The sequence below is a fragment of the Brevibacillus fortis genome, from assembly GCF_003013395.1.
Taxonomy (GTDB): domain Bacteria; phylum Bacillota; class Bacilli; order Brevibacillales; family Brevibacillaceae; genus Brevibacillus; species Brevibacillus fortis.
The window spans coordinates 1-15,242 of record NZ_PXZM01000037.1 but is presented as its reverse complement, the minus strand read 5'-3'; the positions used below and the strand labels follow the sequence as shown (position 1 = coordinate 15,242).

The following is a 15,242-nucleotide window of genomic DNA, read 5'->3' as shown; positions in this document are numbered from 1 at the left end:
TTCTCCTCCTCAGGTCAAATATTTATCCAGAATTTCTGTAAGCAGCTTATACCAAGGAAACATGGCCACCAATAACCCCATGTAAAATGCCGGGTAGACAATGACGGTGTAGCCGATCCCCAAAGACTTTATCTTTTTTCGATGACGAAACATTCGGCGATGATCCACAGCCCACTCCATTCGTTGCATAGTAGCACTTACTTGTCCTTCGCTCAGCGTCTCAATTGTACGCATACTCGATACGAGAATAATTCCGTCGTCGACGCCAATTTTGCGTTTAAAGCTCTCAAGTGCTTCATTAGCGTCTCTGTTCCACTCAGATAAAGTAGGGATATACTCCTTTAGCTTTCTAGTCGGTCTTGCTGCCTTGACCATGGCATTATAAATGGGCACCTGATTTTCTAGAAGGGTTACATAGCGATTGATAAATCTGGCGATATCTGTGCTCAGCATGTCTTCCCTGTGATTTGCCCACATCTTCAAGCCCATATAAGGAAGCATATAACTCCCTGCAGATGCCAGGCACATCGACAGAAGTGGAAATGATTCCATTCGACTCACGACGACCCACATAAGAATCAGGATGCAAACGGTACTTCCAGTCAACAATTGCAGAAACACCCACTCCGGTTTTCCCCATCCAAAAGGCCTTCCTGCTCGTGATAGTAACTGCTCCCATTTGTCGTCTTCGTCTGGCTTGAGTGCCTGCTCCCACTTTTCCCACCACACTCCGGAAACAAACAGCTTAGGCTTTTGCTTGTGAAACAAATACTTCCCGATCAAAAACGTTGCACTAAAAACAAATAGAGCACCTAGTCCAAGGTAGGTATACATGATTAGCATTGGCATTAGCGATATCTCCTTCCCCAAATAAACGCCAACAGGATCGAAAATGTCCACACAGTCGCTGCAATCGCTAATATGGCTTGTCCATCTGGCGTGTAGAAATAGAGACGGTAGGAATCTTGAAGCAATCCTTGATTGTAGGGGATCAAGCAAATGCAAATCGCTATGACGATAAGCAGGCTGATCCAAATGGAGTATATTTCACTATCACGCTCATGCTTTTCATCTTGTTGTACAAACATCTCATTCGTTAACCGATTTAGAGGTGATTGAATATCTTCTGTTTCTCCTTCCAAACCACTGGATATATACGTTGCAAAATCAAAAGCCCATGGATGGTCGAGTCTCTGCGCAAACTGTTCCACGGCCGCAACCGAGTTCCCCCCATCCGAAAGGCTATTATTGAGCAGAAGGAGGTCTGGCAATAACTCTTTGGGGCATTCCTCTATCATTTCGCGAAAGGTAAGGACGATGTTTTTGCGACTGTTATAATAACGGGCAAACAACTCTACGAAACGACAGAATGAGCTGATTTTTTTATTCATTTGTACTGTATAGCGTGCGTATAGAATCAGTGTTGGCAGCAAGAGGAATAAGAGAAAAAGCGACAATGATACAATCATATTTCCTAGCAAAATGCCCGAGATAAATCCCGCTATCCCGCCAGTCATGGATAGTATCAAGTACCCTTCTGGTGTACCTCCCACGATTAGACACCAACGCTCAAAGCGTTCATACATCAAGCGCCGGGTAGAATGCCTTAAAAATTTCTCTCTCCATACCTCAACCGTACGCGGGAAGAATACACGTGGACTTCTCCATCCCTTGTACAGGTGTATGCCGAGAAACAAAAAGCCTGAGAAAAGACATAGAAACACCGGGAAAAGAAATGTGTAAATCATAGCTGCCTGCCTATATCGGTAAGACGTAGCTCTTTCAACACTTCAATGTCTGCTTTACCGACGTAACACATGTATTCAACTAAATGTGGGCTCAGATGATTTCCCGTCCATTCATAAACTCCCGTCTGCATGTTGCGACCTACGAGGGGAATAGATTCGACTCGGTTAAAAGATGAATTCCACTCTGTTGTATGAATGGCATCAATAAAACGGTGACCGTTGTTGCGGTACGTAAGCGAATTGACAAAATTGACTGCCCTGCTAATCCGCTCCTGGGTCAACTCGACACTCCGCCCTCCGTATTGATAGACAAGATCAGTCAAATCATGTAAAGCTCTATGAGCAAATCGTTCGTGCATCGCTCCGATCGTAGCGTCTGTCCCTCTGATTCCAGCATTGATAAAATGGTACGCTTCTAAAGGCTCGCGAATTTCTCCAATCAAAATCGTATTTGCGGTTGATCGGTACATATCTTTGAAGCAATGCCCTAATTCAATGCCGATTTCCTCCACGTTTTGGAGTTCAATCACTTCACCTGGCCAAATATCACCAAATCGCATCTCGTGTTCACTCTCAAAAATCGTGATATATTCTGTCCGAGGATCCTTTAGCTTCAGCATACACATCATTAGCGTTGTTTTCCCTGCAGCCATCGGTCCAATAACCAGCACATTGCTGCGTCCGTACACTTGCTGTTCCATTAGCCATTGAATTCTTTCATCGAAGGCCGGCTGTTGCTGTGTACGGAGCTGATCGAGTGAAAAAGCGGGCGTTGTAAATCGTCTAACCAGAATGGTTGGTACTCTGGAATAGGGGAAAGTGAACATGGTCAGTCTCGCTTTTAGTGAATGTAAGTATCCGCTCAATCTAGGTTTTTTCTCGTTAAAAGAAAGACCCGCTGTATTGGTCAGCTTTTGTTGAAGAGTCTCAACCTCTTTCCAGCTTGGTGTGTAAGAGAGAAATTTTTTGACCCCTTGCTCCAGGTACGCAATGTTGCGGTTTGCAGAAATCCGCACTTCCTCTACCCACGGAGACAAATGGAGAACAGCATCGAGTATGCCCCATCCGTATGTAGAAAAGGTGAGACCTTCGTAACCGTTGACATACGGCAAAATTTGTTCGGTTACTGGTCGTTGGAGGACTTCCTCAAAATAATGCTGTAAGCGAAGAATAATATGATTGTGACTATCACGATCTCCCTGTTCTGCCAAAGCGAGAATTCGTTGCATCTCTAGCTTCTCTTCTCGCGTTTTGCCAAAATGATTTAAATAATCTCTTGCTGCTTGTTTAATATCCTCGATGGTTTGGATATCCGGTCTAACCCGATGTTCTAGTTCTATCCCTCTCATCAGCAAAACACCGCACTTTTATCCATATATTGTGCCTTAGCAATTTCCTTCAAACTGCTGATGTACGATTTGGGAGGAAAAAGCTCCTCTATTAATACACTGCAGCTCTGATGAGATTGCATGAGCCTGCTCTCCGAAATGCGTGGTACCACACCGTAGACAGAAACATCCTCCCCTATTCGAAAGGGTTGCCCAGGATCTAAATGACTGAGCAGAACCTCGCATTTCACTCCTTTTTCTCTCCATTTATGAAGCCACTCTCTGGCACTATCGATACTAAAGGGATCAGCCCTCACGAATAATAGATTGCGGTCAACGGTATGGAGCAGCCGTTGTAGAGTCTCGGACTCAGGAAAGCAGTAACCCCAATCGACGTATACATAGTCAAATTGCATGCGAAATACATTAATTAGATTGCTTAATTCTGAGCTTTTCCATTTGCTAGCTGCATGTGCGTAATACAGATTAGGCAAGTGCGCGCTCTGTTTGCAGACATTGCTCCAATTACGCTTGGCAGTTGTTTGTATATCGATAAAGTCGGGACGAAATAAAGATAATTGATGTTGTTGGAGTTTGAAGAAACGTGTTAGATCCGGCTTAGCGTCATTCATATCAAGTACGACAATTCGCTTTTCAGGATGCTGCCTCGCTAGCATGACAGGATAATTAATGCAAAAGGTAGTAATGCCAGAAGCTCCGTAGCTCATTAAAGCGTAAACAAGCCCCTTTTCTTTTGACGATCCGATATCTGCGCACTCTTGCACGAAGCCTAGAATCAGACTGATTTGATGGCGTATTTCTTCTTGTGATAAATGGGCTGATAACAGGTATACATGCTCTAGCCCGGACTCCTCTGCTACCTTCTCAATCATTTTCTCATCCCGATACAGAGGAACAATGATTAACGGTGAGTTTGTCGGGAGTTGTGCTTTCAAGGCTGGAAGCCATTCCCATACGGGAGAGTTGAACATTTCGGAAAAGATCACGACAGCTTCTGGCATATAAAGCTGCACAAGCCGTGAAAACTCCTCCGCCGACTCTGCTACCAGCACATCACTGTGCGCAGGCATATACGTCTTGGCGAGTGACTTCATCGGATAACAAACTAATATTTTCATGACGCTTGCTCCTTTGAACCCATGATATGACCTACCTGAAGCATCCCATATGACATTGCCTCGCTTACTATCACATATTCCTCGTCTGTCAAATTAAAGCCGATAAAAGCAGGTAGTGCTGTTGGCTGAACTCGGTAGTCGCGATATCGTTTTTCGCCATTCTGCAACGGCTTTTCTCGTGATCCATGAAAGATGGAATTCATCTGATCAGGCGATGGCAACAAGCTCGGCTTTAGTGTATATATCTCGATACCATTACTGTCCCTCACGCTTGCAAGCTGACTTTCAAATAACAAATCTGCCGTATCGTTTGTTTTTCGAAAATGCAATGGTGCAGGATAGTCCTGCAGTTCTGAGAGACTCTTGTATTTGACCCAAATTTTCACATGATCGCCTTTGCGTAATTCCGTTAAAGGGTGAATGGATAGTAGAGGGAACTCGTAACGCGCCTCCCCTTTTTCCGGTAAAAGCTGCGAATCTGTCAGCTTTTCCACTAATAATTGCTCGCCTTCATATATAGTCTGCGTACTCCTTTTCCCCAGAACGGTATCCAAATCACGCGCTGAACCAGGAAGAATTTCATCTACCTCCTCCTGTACCAATATCACATCATCTTGTGTAATCGGCTCGAAGGCTGATATTTCTTTCCCTGCTGCTACCTTTACAACTGGGGCAAACAGCTTTTCTGCAGCCATCGCATCGATATATTGAGTCGCTGCATAAAAGGACGACCCCGCCAGCAAAAACGAAATCAAGCAAATGACAAGCAATGTTTGCTTCTTCATAACATCCTTCCTTTATAAGAATGAATTAATGACTGAAACTCACTCTCTTCCTCTGGGAAAAGCTCCAATAGTAGATTGGCTTTGGCGCTTGCCATTGCTGTTTTCTCTCCATCCATCAACGGAATCAAGTCTGTTACCTGTGTAGCTCCATACTGATCCCACAGGGAGAGCGTTCCTTCTACTTTTTTCAGGATGCTTGTCCGAGATAATTGGCTATTCCACTTGTTTGCTATCATTTTTATTTTTCTTCTTTCTGTCTTCCACCATGCAGGGGCTGGATCTACCAGGAACAAACGGGTAAGCCTAGCCAAATCTGCATCAAATACTACCCATATTTCGTCGGCATGCTCAAAAATTTGTTTGGAGTGGATATCATTCCAGTTGGAAGAAACATCAATGACAACTATGGGACTATCCTTACAAATCCGTAGTAACCAGTTGGCTGTATCTGTTTGAGAAGATTCGTGCTGAAGTTGTGCTGGGGATTCTATCTGGATGCGAAGATGGTTATTCTGCATGAGGAGCGATGGTGTAGGAGACTCTCTTACTTGTTGTCGAACTCTACGTTCAAAATCAAGTGCAAAATAATAATAGGAAGTCACTTTGGGTAACTCGCAAAGGGTGACAGGAATGCCTTTTCCTGACCAAGCATACGCTAGGTTACTTGCAAGAAAACTAGCTCCAGCCTGTGCGTACAAACTCATAACGGCAATACATTTACGCTGATATAACTCCTGTTGCTCAACTATTTGTGGCGAAGCAAGCTTTTCTTTCAGTACTCTCCATTGCCGCTCTTCCTCAATAGACTGTGAAACCTCCTGCTGCTCCAAATCACGGAACCTGGAGACAAAGCGACTCATTTGGTGAAACATGATTATCCCACCTGGGAATCATTTGATTTATTTTTACTGGCAATGTATTTCTCAAATTTCTCAACCATCTCTCGAACAGTGAGGGATTTGCGATGATAATAGTATATTTTGCGCAGTCGCTCCCGTTCCTGAGCTGTCATTTCTGGTCTCACTTTCATGGCTAGCTCTATTAACAGAGCGAGCTCGACGTTGTTAGGTCTTCCTCTTCTCGGTGGATTGGCAAATAGCTCCTGCTGCTTCTTATTAAATGCGTTTGGGTACTCTACCAACCACATATCTACCAACGTTTCAATATCTTCGTGAGTACGTACTCCCAGCTTCATCAAGTATTTAAAATAGGTAGGGATTGGGCGCTCACGAATCTGCCCATTTTGCCATCGGGCGAGAAATCCATTTGGCATAGTAAGGAGCTTGGTTACGTCTCGGATGAGTGCTATCCGATTTGGAGATTGGTATTGAACGACTGCTTCCTTTACTAGCGTAAACAAAATGTCATGATAATTAACGCCTTTATACCCGCTTCCATACTCTGTGATGTACCATTCCTCAACTGCTCGATCAAAATCTCTCCGGCAATTCGATAACTGAAGCTGATTCAGATGCTCATAAAACTCTTCCAGATCATACTGAACCATAAACTCTTCCTGGTAATCTCCAAAAACAAAAGCAATAAAGGATTCCTTAAACTCTTCCAATGACAACAATGTCAGCTTGTTTGTCTCCTCGTAGCAGCGGTTGACTAATTCGATTGCACTCTTTGCCAACACGTCAAAATACCCCCATTTACCTTTTAATAGAACGATAGACCTTCTGCAACAGTATTCGCGACTCGTCGAATCTTATTTAGCCTGATAAACCAGGCATTTCACTTTATGGGTCGCCTCACACGCACCCGTGTAAGGCGATTAAGAGAACCTACTCAGTTACAAAGTAAAGTTCTTCTCCGGTCGCGAAAAGAAGAGCAATCCTTCCCCCGCGCTCCATGACGGTTGGAGCATTCTCCATTACAATCAGCCCGTCATTGAGTACTACTCTGTCTCCAAATCGATGTACGGATTCGATCTGGAACGCTCCCTGCGGAACTCTTTCCACTGAAAGATACCTGCCGGGTTTGTGCTTCTGGTAGCGTACTTTTCGCCCTAGAAGCTGCTCCACGGATGCAGAGCATTTCTGGTGAGCTTCTACTGTTGCCATACGCAACGCCTCCTTCTCTCACCTGTAGAGTACGGCCGTTTCATCTGCTTATAAGCCAATGAAACTATCTCTACCGTAAAAAAAGACAGCAGGGTTGTGCAAATATTTTTATATTTCCTCCCAATAAGAGGGATCACTAAGTTCGGGATACATTTCAGTGACCATATCAAACGGTGAAAAGTAGAGCGTGTCGACGAGAATTTTGAGTTTATATGTTTTCAGGAGCGTGTATGCTCTCTCTGTTTTGCTGAAGATACTTGGCAGTTGACGCAAATCTGCCAGCTTTAGTAGATGCTTGCACATATAATCGACGCATATCTTTGCCCGTTCCTCACCCTTTATGCTCTGAAAATAAGCTGGGGGAAAATGGCGTCTTATGCCTGAAAGCACTTCTTGGTAAACCCATAGCACTCGTTGTTCTTCTGAAAGTCGAGGTAAATACGGATAAGCAAATTCAACGAAATAATACACATCCTCAGCCTTTGCCTCGATGGGCGGCTCAATAAATTCTCTCACCAAATGCAGCTTCAGTTCTTTGATATCTTGGAAGCTCAAGTCACGTCGCGCCTGCTCTGGCGTCCATCTTTTTACATTCTCAATCGCATATCTAACAACTAATTGGACTTTTTGCTTACGGTACTGCACATCTTCGAACTCATACGGAGAAAAACGCTTTTGCTCTCCGTTAAGAATTCGTTTGTACCGATCGACTATTTTTGAGGGCACTGTCATTCACTCCTATCCCCATTTTTGGAATATAATACTAAATTACCACGTGGGATTAGGACAAAAATAACACTACCTCTGTTCAAAATTGTGACTTTATTCATAGACTCCAGACTGGGAGACTCTGTTCATCTTTACGAAAAGCTCATCCCAAAATACAGGTATATTCTTTTCAACCTTTACTTCTAAATGATAGATTCCTTGCAAGTACAAATAAGGCCGTTCATCTTTTTGGTGAATGACAGAGACCTCATCACTTGTCCCCTCTAGATTCGGCCTGTTTAATCTCCAAAGAATCCCCGCTTCTTCACGTGCCCCACGAATGATATCTGCATCACGTCGATCAGCTTCTTCCGTTGTCGCAAACAATCTGATTTGCTTATCACCGTTTGAATCCACATACTCCCATTTTCCAGCCGCACGTGCTCCTTTGGTAATCAGATCTGCTGTATGTTGCATCTTCATTTTTAGATAATCTGTCTGCTCCAAAAATAACAGGATAGAGAGCAGGCTGCCCAAGCAGAAGAGATAGAAGAGCACAGTCATCATTGTTGCCCCGCGCTCTTCCTTCACTCGAATCAAAAAATGGTGCAACAGATCATTCATTGCTTCTCCTCCGCATTTTCAACCATCATGTGATAGCTTTCGCTTATCTCGTATAATTCCCCCGTAGAGAGAAGCTGAAATGAAACTGTTGCTTCAGCTTTTACATGACTGCCTTTTCTCCATCCGTTCCCATCAAGCTCCAGCTGCACATCTTTGTGAAGGACTCCGATACCTTGCGCTAACTCCGATATGCCTCGCTCTTTCGCATGAAATTTGGCCAAACCGAAATTGGGCTGCACTGCAGCAATTCTCCCTGCCTCATACGCGGCCGCCAATGCCTTTTGCTTGTTGTACATCATGCTGAATTGGTCAAAGGAGAATACGATCAGGATCCAAACTAAAGGAAACACCAAAATAAACTCAATCATTTGGCTACCTCGCTCATCTTTCACCCTCGTACGTAACACGCGTCCCATTCGTGTGATCATCCGCTTACTCCGATGACATCACGTACGGATTGGAACACAAAAGCACCCAGCAAATATACCGCGTAGGGGAATGAAAAGGCTGTTCTTTCCCTGCCTGGAAGCCATACTTGTCGATGAGCCGTCCATCCGGCTGCTATGATTTGAAAATTGTTGCGTAGTCGAGCCCAATTTTGCGGATAGAACACCATAACAATCAGACACAAAACAATGGAATGTAAAAACAAAGAATACACCACACTCCAGCTCGTCCAAGCACCAACAGCCATCAGTAGCTTTTGATCCCCCATCCCCATCCCTTTTAAGATGACGGGACCAACTGTCAACAAAAAGGCTCCTGCCACACCTAACAATGCTCCACCTAATAACTCACCTTCCCACTGAGACCATAAGCCGACAGCTATCGCTGGAAAAACAAGAGTATTCGGTATTTTCCTTTGTCTCCAATCCATCCACGCTGCCGCTCCTAACACACCAAGCAAGACAACGTTTGTCATTTGCTTATTTTTTCTTGCAGTTCCTTCAGCTTCTCATCCTCGGCAGTGCCTAGTTGTGTCAGTGTCGGAATAAGCACAATCAAGATGACGGCAATGATAATGACCATTTCCACGATCGTAACACCGTCCTCCTCATACCAAAAACGCTTGACGTAATCTGCGATAGCTCCCATCCCATTCACTCCTCATTGAGATTTTGGTTCTATTTTCACTCTGCCAAAAGACAGTGCCTCTCGCAAAAATATTTACATTCGCTAGTTTTTGATTTTCTACAAGCTTTCTCCGATGCCGATAAATGCAGGACCCATTACCAAGAACAATAACGGCAGTCCCATTAACAAAATGACAAAAGGCAATAACCTGATATTTAACCGATTCATATGGGTAGCGGCCTCGTCTTCTTGTTGTCTCACTTGCTCCTCTACTTGGACAGACAACATTTGTGATATGCTAACCCCTTTTTTCATCGCCTCGTTCATCTCCAACGCGATGGTAGTCAACGAATCTACCTCCCACCGAAAGGCCAGTTCTTCAAGCGCCTTTCTCCAGTTCCCATGCCTTTTTTCTCCTATTTCTAAGCTCTCAAGCTCTCTGCCAAGTCTGGTATCAAAGCGTCTCGCTGTTTGCTTAATAGCCTGCTGCAATGGCATACCTGCTTCCACCAGCGATTGCACAATGCTGAAAAAAATAGGGACCTGCTCTCGAATTTCAGCTTTTGCTCGCTTGTCCGCCCAATCTAGCAGCATGTTCGGCAACAAATACAAAAATAAGCTAAACGCTAAGGGAAGCCCATTCGCCATACCGATTTTTTCACCGTTAACCATGCTAACTGACAATGAAAATAGTGATGAAACAATGAAACACATACTGATGAGCCGAAACAAAACAATCTCTGTCAGGCTTATATCGATCCCAAGACGCGCCAATGTTTCCTCTATTTTTTTCTTATCAATACCCGTCCATTTGTAGAAGTGCTGTAGCGCCTGGTTTTTCTCCAAGCTTCGAACCAGTGTCCACTTTTTTCTCCCTGGGTGAAACGATTGCTCAAGCTTGGCTTGTTTCTCGGAATCAATCCTGCCCAAAAGTGTGGCGGAGAATGGTTCTCCCTTACTCACACAAGACGGTAAGCCGTACAAAAATATAGCAAAACCCACCCATATACTAATAACAAGAACGAACATTGCATCCTCTCCTATGCTCCCCTGCTTATGCTTTTATGCGCAACATAACGAATTGCTTCTCCCCCAATCAAAATAGAAGCCAAGCTTCCCAAAATAAGCAGCCGTCCCCCCATTGTGGCCGTTAGTGGATCGAAATGATTCGGATTGTTGACGTACAAAGCAGTGACAAAAACAAACGGCATGACACTTAGTAAATTCACTTGTGCCACGATCTGAGCCATAGCTGCTTTTTGTCTACGGAGCGACTGTCGGCGCCGCAATATTGAGGAGGAAGCCAAATCGAGCGTTTTGGCCATATCTCCCCCCATTTCACGTTGAATGTGAACAATGGTCGCTAAATATTTGACATCAGCAGATCCTGTACGTTCAAAAAACCGATTCATTACGTGCTCTAATGGGACTTGTGCCCGCAATAGCTCTACAACACGCCTGTATTCCTCTAATACGATTTCAGATAAAAATGGACTGGCTGCTACCTGTTCAAACGCATGCAAATACGATGGAGAAGTACGTAAAGAACTGGCCATGAGACGAATCGCTTTTACATTGCCTGCTTCGAAATCGTCCTTACGACGAGCCCCCCATACACTAACCAACCGTTCAGTAAACATAATCCCTGCCAGCAAAGCAGGTAATGCCATCCACCAAGACTGCAAGATCTGACTACTCACACCAAAGGACGCGATCCCCAATAAAAAAGAGAGGGTCACATACTGGTTTACCCCCCATCCTGAGCGTGATTTCGCCAACCTCTCCTCAAACTGCTTCCAAATTGTTTTTCTGTCCTGTTGCAGCACTTCTACGATCTCGTGCTTCCCCGGCGGCTCTCGCATATACAATTTGTTGGGCATGATCAGTAACGTGATGGCCATCCCCATCCCTATCGCAACAGGTAAGCTAATGTCCATGCTTTCCCCTCCTATAGCGGTTACAGCGGTATTGGTGTGGTAAAAAAGACTTGCTCAATCTCCTCTCGCGACAGTCCTTTCTCTAGCCATCGCTTAATAAGTCGCTCCGGGCGATAGCCTGTCCATTTGAAGTGACCCTTTACTCTCCCATTCTCCACCCCTGTTGCTTCGTACACGTAAATATCCTGCAAATACACCCGATCAGGGAGAACCTGTTTAATGTTGCAAGCTCGTTTTATCCATTCTTCATGCGATTGACCCGTCCCCACTACCTCCGTTATCGCGACCACCTTACGACTGCCATCTTCTTCAAAACGTTTTACTTGAACAATCAGATCCAGTGCTGAACCGATCATTAAATTGCGCTCCTCAGCACTATACCCTTCATCTGCTTTTCCAAATAAAATGGGCAATGTTGAATCGACCAAAGCTCGCGGTGAGTTTGCATGCGCTGTGCTCCAGCTACCAGGATGGTCCGTATTCATCGCCCAAAGCATATCTACGATTTCTCCACCTCGTGTCTCACCGACCATAATGACATCCGGCCTTTTTCTCAAGGACAAACGAACACAATCCTTGATCGAAAACCCACCCCTCCCCTCGTAATTTGCAGGTTTCGCTAAAAATCTGCGCACAAAAGGATGCTGAAGCTTCATCTCCAAAACGTCCTCGATCGTAATAATACTTAAATAATCAGGAACATACTGGGAAATAAGATTGAGCATGTGTGTCTTGCCTGAGCCTGTTCCTCCAGTGACAATGCCAGATGCACGAGATAAACGGACTGCTCTGTTTAAAAAGAGAAGCATCGGCTCGCAAATGGAACCATACCGCAAGTAGTTGGACTCGCTGAGTAGCTCACGGTGTTTTCTGATCGTGAGCATATGACCATCGGGAGAAATAGAGCGATGCGTAGCAGCAACCCGGGAACCGTCTGGTAGCTGTGTATGCAACTCTGCTTTTGTTTCATTAAACTCACGCCCCATTGTCGCTGCAATTTGTTCCAATAAGCGCAGCAGCTCTTCCTCATCTCGAAAAACAGCAATGTCCGGCGATTCAAGACGACCAGTACTTTTTCTTTCAATAACGAGATAGTTATAGCGATGAAAAAGAATCTCCGTGATGTCGTTATCCTCTAATAAAGCGTCTAATGGCCCCCAACCCGTCAAAGAATGCAGCAGTCGTTTTACTTCTGCTTCCATTTGTATGGATGTCAGTGTGGTTTGCGACTCCAGCAGCATTCGAATATCTGTCGTCAGCTCATCTAAAAAGAGTGCGGAATGCTTTTCTTCCCATAATCGTTTTCCGTATTTCTCAACAATCTGGGTACGAATTGATGTTTCTCGATCTGTCCCGACCCATTTTTCATTCGTCCTTTCATGATCTGGAGCTTGCATTTGTTCTTGAAGCGTCGAAGGAACTCCCGCCATTCCCCTCCCTGCTGATCGTAATTCTTGCGCTGTGCGGACTTGATTAGAAATGCCGAGTAACTGTTTTTTATCGAACATGACACCCTCCCTCATCCCCATAACCACTTAAAGAGAGATGCTTTCTCTTTTAGTTTCTCTTTTCCAGTAGCCTTCACTTGCTCCCCGTCTACGGGAAACAGTGCTTTTCCTAGTGTCTCAATGGCTTCCTTGGCCGGAATTCTTCCTGACTGGAGCATGACCGGCGTTCCTGTGTTAATCGATTTTTTTACTTCCACATCGTCAGGTATCGAGAAGATTTTTTTGCTAGGGTGAAGTTGGAAGTAGGCGCGAATTTCATCTAAGGTAAACATTTCTTTCCGCTGCAAACGATTCATGCAAATTTGAATGCGTTCTTCAGGGTACTCTGCTTCTCTCAACAGTTTTAGCAATCGTTGAATATTTTCAATGGAGTCTACCACCGGATTTCCCACCATCACAACATGTTCTGCAAAAAACAGAGCTTGAATCGTTGCATCTGTTGTATCAGGTGCCGTATCTATGAGAATGACGTCGTAGTTGCTTTGTTTTAACGTTTCGAGAATCAGATATAAATGATAGTCACGGATTTCAAAGCTTTGCCGAATATCACGGGGAGAGGTAAGTACATGCAATCCCGTATCAGGATGAGAAACAATATATTTCTCGATTTGTTGCGGAGATAACGGCAAGGCTTGTGCGTATTCCTGCCATTCCTCGTTGCTTATGGAATACGGGTCTTTTCCTTGACTCTGAATAAACGAATGCAACTGAGCATCAAGATCCTTTACCCACGTAAAAAGATTAGGGGTACGAGGAAGATTCAAGGTAGTCGCAAATGTACCGAGATCAAGATTGAAGTCAACAGCAATTACCCGCAATGGGAGACCCTCGCTTTTTTGCATGGAAAAGAAAATAGCTAGCTCACGAGAAATAAATGTTTTTCCTACGCCACCTTTTGGACCGTAAACAGTAATAAGCTGCTTGGGACGAGTCAATTCAGGAACTGGTCTATCTGTGATCGGCTCGGAGTATGAGGGCGGCTGGCTCGGATAGCCTCTGGTTTGTTCCTGGATTACGTACTGGTGTTGTTGTGGCGCGGCTTCTGCTACCATACCTTGAGGCTGTATCATCATGGCTAACGCTTCAATTTGCCCTGGTTCAATGGGCTTGGCAATAACCCATAAGCCTAAGTTCCGGAAAAATGGCTCCCACATCAGTTCATTGCTTGAGCAAGCAGCAATAAATGAAAGATGAGGAAAGGCTAACCGAAATTGCTGACACAACACACCTCTTTCCGTTCCCTTTATACCACCCAGCAACACCAAATGCGGTTGGTTTGCCTGTAACTTTTCCCATGCTTCTTCCACTCCAAGTGCTTCCCCGCACACTTCTATCCATTTGCTGTTTATAAGTTGAGCCGTTAACAAGCGAACTGAATCTCGATCATCATCTACTATGAGCAAACGCCTTTTCACTCATGCTCCTCCTTTTGAATACCCCAACGTGTTTTCGTTCTCATTAACTCTGCAGCGAATTTTGCATCACCTATTCCCGGATTTCCCCCATCCTTCACTGCCGCCAAGCCTAATCTGATTTTTCCATAATGAAGTGCATGTGTTAGCAGAACAGCCTCATCACTTGTCAGGGAGAGAGTAACAGCTACCAGATTGGGATGATCACCTTCCATTTCGCGTTGAACGCCTATGATCGGCATGTTTTGCAATAGGAGTCCAGAATGTGCTCCTGACTCATCTTCAAAGGAAGCATAGACATGCACCCTTTCTCCGCTTGATACATGCGGTGAAACTCCTGCTACATTGTCTACGGGAATGCTCATACCTGTCATTTTTTCTGATAGCACTCCGCTGCCTTGCGCCTTGCTTTTTTGCTCCAAATCACTTTGCAATAACGGTCGGCCTCCCTTCACTTGACGGTTGAATGCTAAACCGACAAGACTCTGTCCTTCTTCCCATGGAATCAAACCTGGAATTGGGGCAATAGGTTGTTGAAAGATCCCTCCCAGTCTTAGTGTTAATGGCTCCATATCCCTCGCTTCAAGTAATTGGCCACTTTCTTTTTCCACTGTTGATCGCAATTGTATATAGGTCACTTGATGCGGCTTCAAAATGATGTAGGTCGCTACACCTATACATGTAGCAAAAAGCAATATAGCCAATAGTCGTAGTGGATGTATAGACATTCTCCCCCTCCTCTCCATTGTTTCTAGCCTAGGGGAAAATAGAGGGACAAAAAAAGAAAACAAAAAACCGTGCATTCGTTCAGCACGGTCACACCTATTACACAACAAAAAAAGCTGCATTCTCCATTACTTTTACAAGTAATCGGGAATACAGCTTTTCGCCTCATTCCTTCAAAACTGAATAC

At 44.5% G+C, this 15,242-nt stretch carries 18 protein-coding genes; all 18 read right to left on the bottom strand.

The window, feature by feature from the left end; all coding sequences use genetic code 11:
* Positions 1–9: 9 nt before the first annotated feature.
* Positions 10–849: a hypothetical protein gene (locus tag C7R93_RS22210; RefSeq protein ID WP_106840862.1), complete on the bottom strand. Its 840-nt coding sequence runs from the start codon at positions 847–849 to the stop codon at positions 10–12.
* Positions 849–1,553, bottom strand: coding sequence for a hypothetical protein (locus tag C7R93_RS22205; protein ID WP_244191632.1), 705 nt, complete (start codon positions 1,551–1,553; stop codon positions 849–851). Before C7R93_RS22205 ends, C7R93_RS22210 begins: the two co-directional genes overlap by 1 nt.
* A gap of 191 nt (positions 1,554–1,744) precedes the next feature.
* Positions 1,745–3,097, bottom strand: a complete 1,353-nt coding sequence (locus C7R93_RS22200) for an ATPase, T2SS/T4P/T4SS family (RefSeq protein WP_106840860.1) — start codon at positions 3,095–3,097, stop codon at positions 1,745–1,747.
* Complete coding sequence (locus C7R93_RS22195) at positions 3,097–4,215, bottom strand: P-loop NTPase family protein (protein ID WP_106840859.1); 1,119 nt, start codon at positions 4,213–4,215, stop codon at positions 3,097–3,099. Before C7R93_RS22195 ends, C7R93_RS22200 begins: the two co-directional genes overlap by 1 nt.
* Entirely contained in the window at positions 4,212–5,000 is a 789-nt protein-coding gene (locus C7R93_RS22190; protein WP_106840858.1) for an SAF domain-containing protein, read from the bottom strand. Before C7R93_RS22190 ends, C7R93_RS22195 begins: the two co-directional genes overlap by 4 nt.
* The gene (locus C7R93_RS22185) at positions 4,997–5,830 is read right to left on the bottom strand and encodes a CpaE/TadZ family protein (RefSeq protein ID WP_244191631.1); all 834 of its coding nucleotides are present in this window, start codon (positions 5,828–5,830) and stop codon (positions 4,997–4,999) included. The genes C7R93_RS22190 and C7R93_RS22185 overlap by 4 nt, the downstream gene beginning before the upstream one ends.
* A 44-nt stretch (positions 5,831–5,874) precedes the next feature.
* Positions 5,875–6,639, bottom strand: a complete 765-nt coding sequence (locus C7R93_RS22180) for a hypothetical protein (RefSeq protein ID WP_047074825.1) — start codon at positions 6,637–6,639, stop codon at positions 5,875–5,877.
* A gap of 148 nt (positions 6,640–6,787) precedes the next feature.
* Entirely contained in the window at positions 6,788–7,066 is a 279-nt protein-coding gene (locus C7R93_RS22175) for a hypothetical protein (protein ID WP_106840856.1), read from the bottom strand.
* A gap of 108 nt (positions 7,067–7,174) precedes the next feature.
* A complete protein-coding gene (locus C7R93_RS22170; protein WP_106840855.1) occupies positions 7,175–7,792 on the bottom strand; it encodes a DUF4046 domain-containing protein in 618 nt (205 codons plus the stop codon).
* A 96-nt stretch (positions 7,793–7,888) separates the two neighbouring features.
* Positions 7,889–8,398 (bottom strand): hypothetical protein, encoded by a 510-nt coding sequence (locus C7R93_RS22165; RefSeq protein WP_106840854.1) that lies wholly within the window; start codon positions 8,396–8,398, stop codon positions 7,889–7,891.
* Complete coding sequence (locus C7R93_RS22160; RefSeq protein WP_106840853.1) at positions 8,395–8,826, bottom strand: TadE/TadG family type IV pilus assembly protein; 432 nt, start codon at positions 8,824–8,826, stop codon at positions 8,395–8,397. The genes C7R93_RS22165 and C7R93_RS22160 overlap by 4 nt, the downstream gene beginning before the upstream one ends.
* Positions 8,823–9,320: a prepilin peptidase gene (locus C7R93_RS22155; protein WP_106840852.1), complete on the bottom strand. Its 498-nt coding sequence runs from the start codon at positions 9,318–9,320 to the stop codon at positions 8,823–8,825. The genes C7R93_RS22160 and C7R93_RS22155 overlap by 4 nt, the downstream gene beginning before the upstream one ends.
* Entirely contained in the window at positions 9,317–9,493 is a 177-nt protein-coding gene (locus tag C7R93_RS22150) for a hypothetical protein (RefSeq protein ID WP_017246982.1), read from the bottom strand. Before C7R93_RS22150 ends, C7R93_RS22155 begins: the two co-directional genes overlap by 4 nt.
* A 96-nt stretch (positions 9,494–9,589) precedes the next feature.
* Entirely contained in the window at positions 9,590–10,501 is a 912-nt protein-coding gene (locus C7R93_RS22145) for a type II secretion system F family protein (RefSeq protein WP_106840851.1), read from the bottom strand.
* An 11-nt stretch (positions 10,502–10,512) separates the two neighbouring features.
* Positions 10,513–11,409, bottom strand: a complete 897-nt coding sequence (locus C7R93_RS22140; protein ID WP_106840850.1) for a type II secretion system F family protein — start codon at positions 11,407–11,409, stop codon at positions 10,513–10,515.
* Positions 11,410–11,429: 20 nt separating this feature from the next.
* Positions 11,430–12,917: a TadA family conjugal transfer-associated ATPase gene (locus tag C7R93_RS22135; protein ID WP_106840849.1), complete on the bottom strand. Its 1,488-nt coding sequence runs from the start codon at positions 12,915–12,917 to the stop codon at positions 11,430–11,432.
* A gap of 11 nt (positions 12,918–12,928) precedes the next feature.
* Positions 12,929–14,332 (bottom strand): CpaE/TadZ family protein, encoded by a 1,404-nt coding sequence (locus C7R93_RS22130; protein WP_106840848.1) that lies wholly within the window; start codon positions 14,330–14,332, stop codon positions 12,929–12,931.
* On the bottom strand, positions 14,329–15,057 hold the full coding sequence (gene cpaB, locus C7R93_RS22125; protein ID WP_106840847.1) for a Flp pilus assembly protein CpaB: 729 nt from the start codon (positions 15,055–15,057) through the stop codon (positions 14,329–14,331). Before cpaB ends, C7R93_RS22130 begins: the two co-directional genes overlap by 4 nt.
* Positions 15,058–15,242: the final 185 nt, after the last annotated feature.

Bases quoted from the DNA above. Each gene is read 5' to 3' on its own strand.
- C7R93_RS22140 (WP_106840850.1), bottom strand. From the start codon at position 11,409: ATGGACATTAGCTTACCTGTTGCGATAGGGATGGGGATGGCCATCACG.
- C7R93_RS22165 (WP_106840854.1), bottom strand. From the start codon at position 8,398: ATGAATGATCTGTTGCACCATTTTTTGATTCGAGTGAAGGAAGAGCGC.
- C7R93_RS22210 (WP_106840862.1), bottom strand. From the start codon at position 849: ATGCCAATGCTAATCATGTATACCTACCTTGGACTAGGTGCTCTATTT.
- C7R93_RS22145 (WP_106840851.1), bottom strand. From the start codon at position 10,501: ATGTTCGTTCTTGTTATTAGTATATGGGTGGGTTTTGCTATATTTTTG.
- C7R93_RS22175 (WP_106840856.1), bottom strand. From the start codon at position 7,066: ATGGCAACAGTAGAAGCTCACCAGAAATGCTCTGCATCCGTGGAGCAG.
- C7R93_RS22195 (WP_106840859.1), bottom strand. From the start codon at position 4,215: ATGAAAATATTAGTTTGTTATCCGATGAAGTCACTCGCCAAGACGTAT.
- C7R93_RS22160 (WP_106840853.1), bottom strand. From the start codon at position 8,826: ATGATCACACGAATGGGACGCGTGTTACGTACGAGGGTGAAAGATGAG.
- cpaB (WP_106840847.1), bottom strand. From the start codon at position 15,057: ATGTCTATACATCCACTACGACTATTGGCTATATTGCTTTTTGCTACA.
- C7R93_RS22155 (WP_106840852.1), bottom strand. From the start codon at position 9,320: ATGACAAACGTTGTCTTGCTTGGTGTGTTAGGAGCGGCAGCGTGGATG.
- C7R93_RS22190 (WP_106840858.1), bottom strand. From the start codon at position 5,000: ATGAAGAAGCAAACATTGCTTGTCATTTGCTTGATTTCGTTTTTGCTG.
- C7R93_RS22150 (WP_017246982.1), bottom strand. From the start codon at position 9,493: ATGGGAGCTATCGCAGATTACGTCAAGCGTTTTTGGTATGAGGAGGAC.
- C7R93_RS22200 (WP_106840860.1), bottom strand. From the start codon at position 3,097: ATGAGAGGGATAGAACTAGAACATCGGGTTAGACCGGATATCCAAACC.
- C7R93_RS22135 (WP_106840849.1), bottom strand. From the start codon at position 12,917: ATGTTCGATAAAAAACAGTTACTCGGCATTTCTAATCAAGTCCGCACA.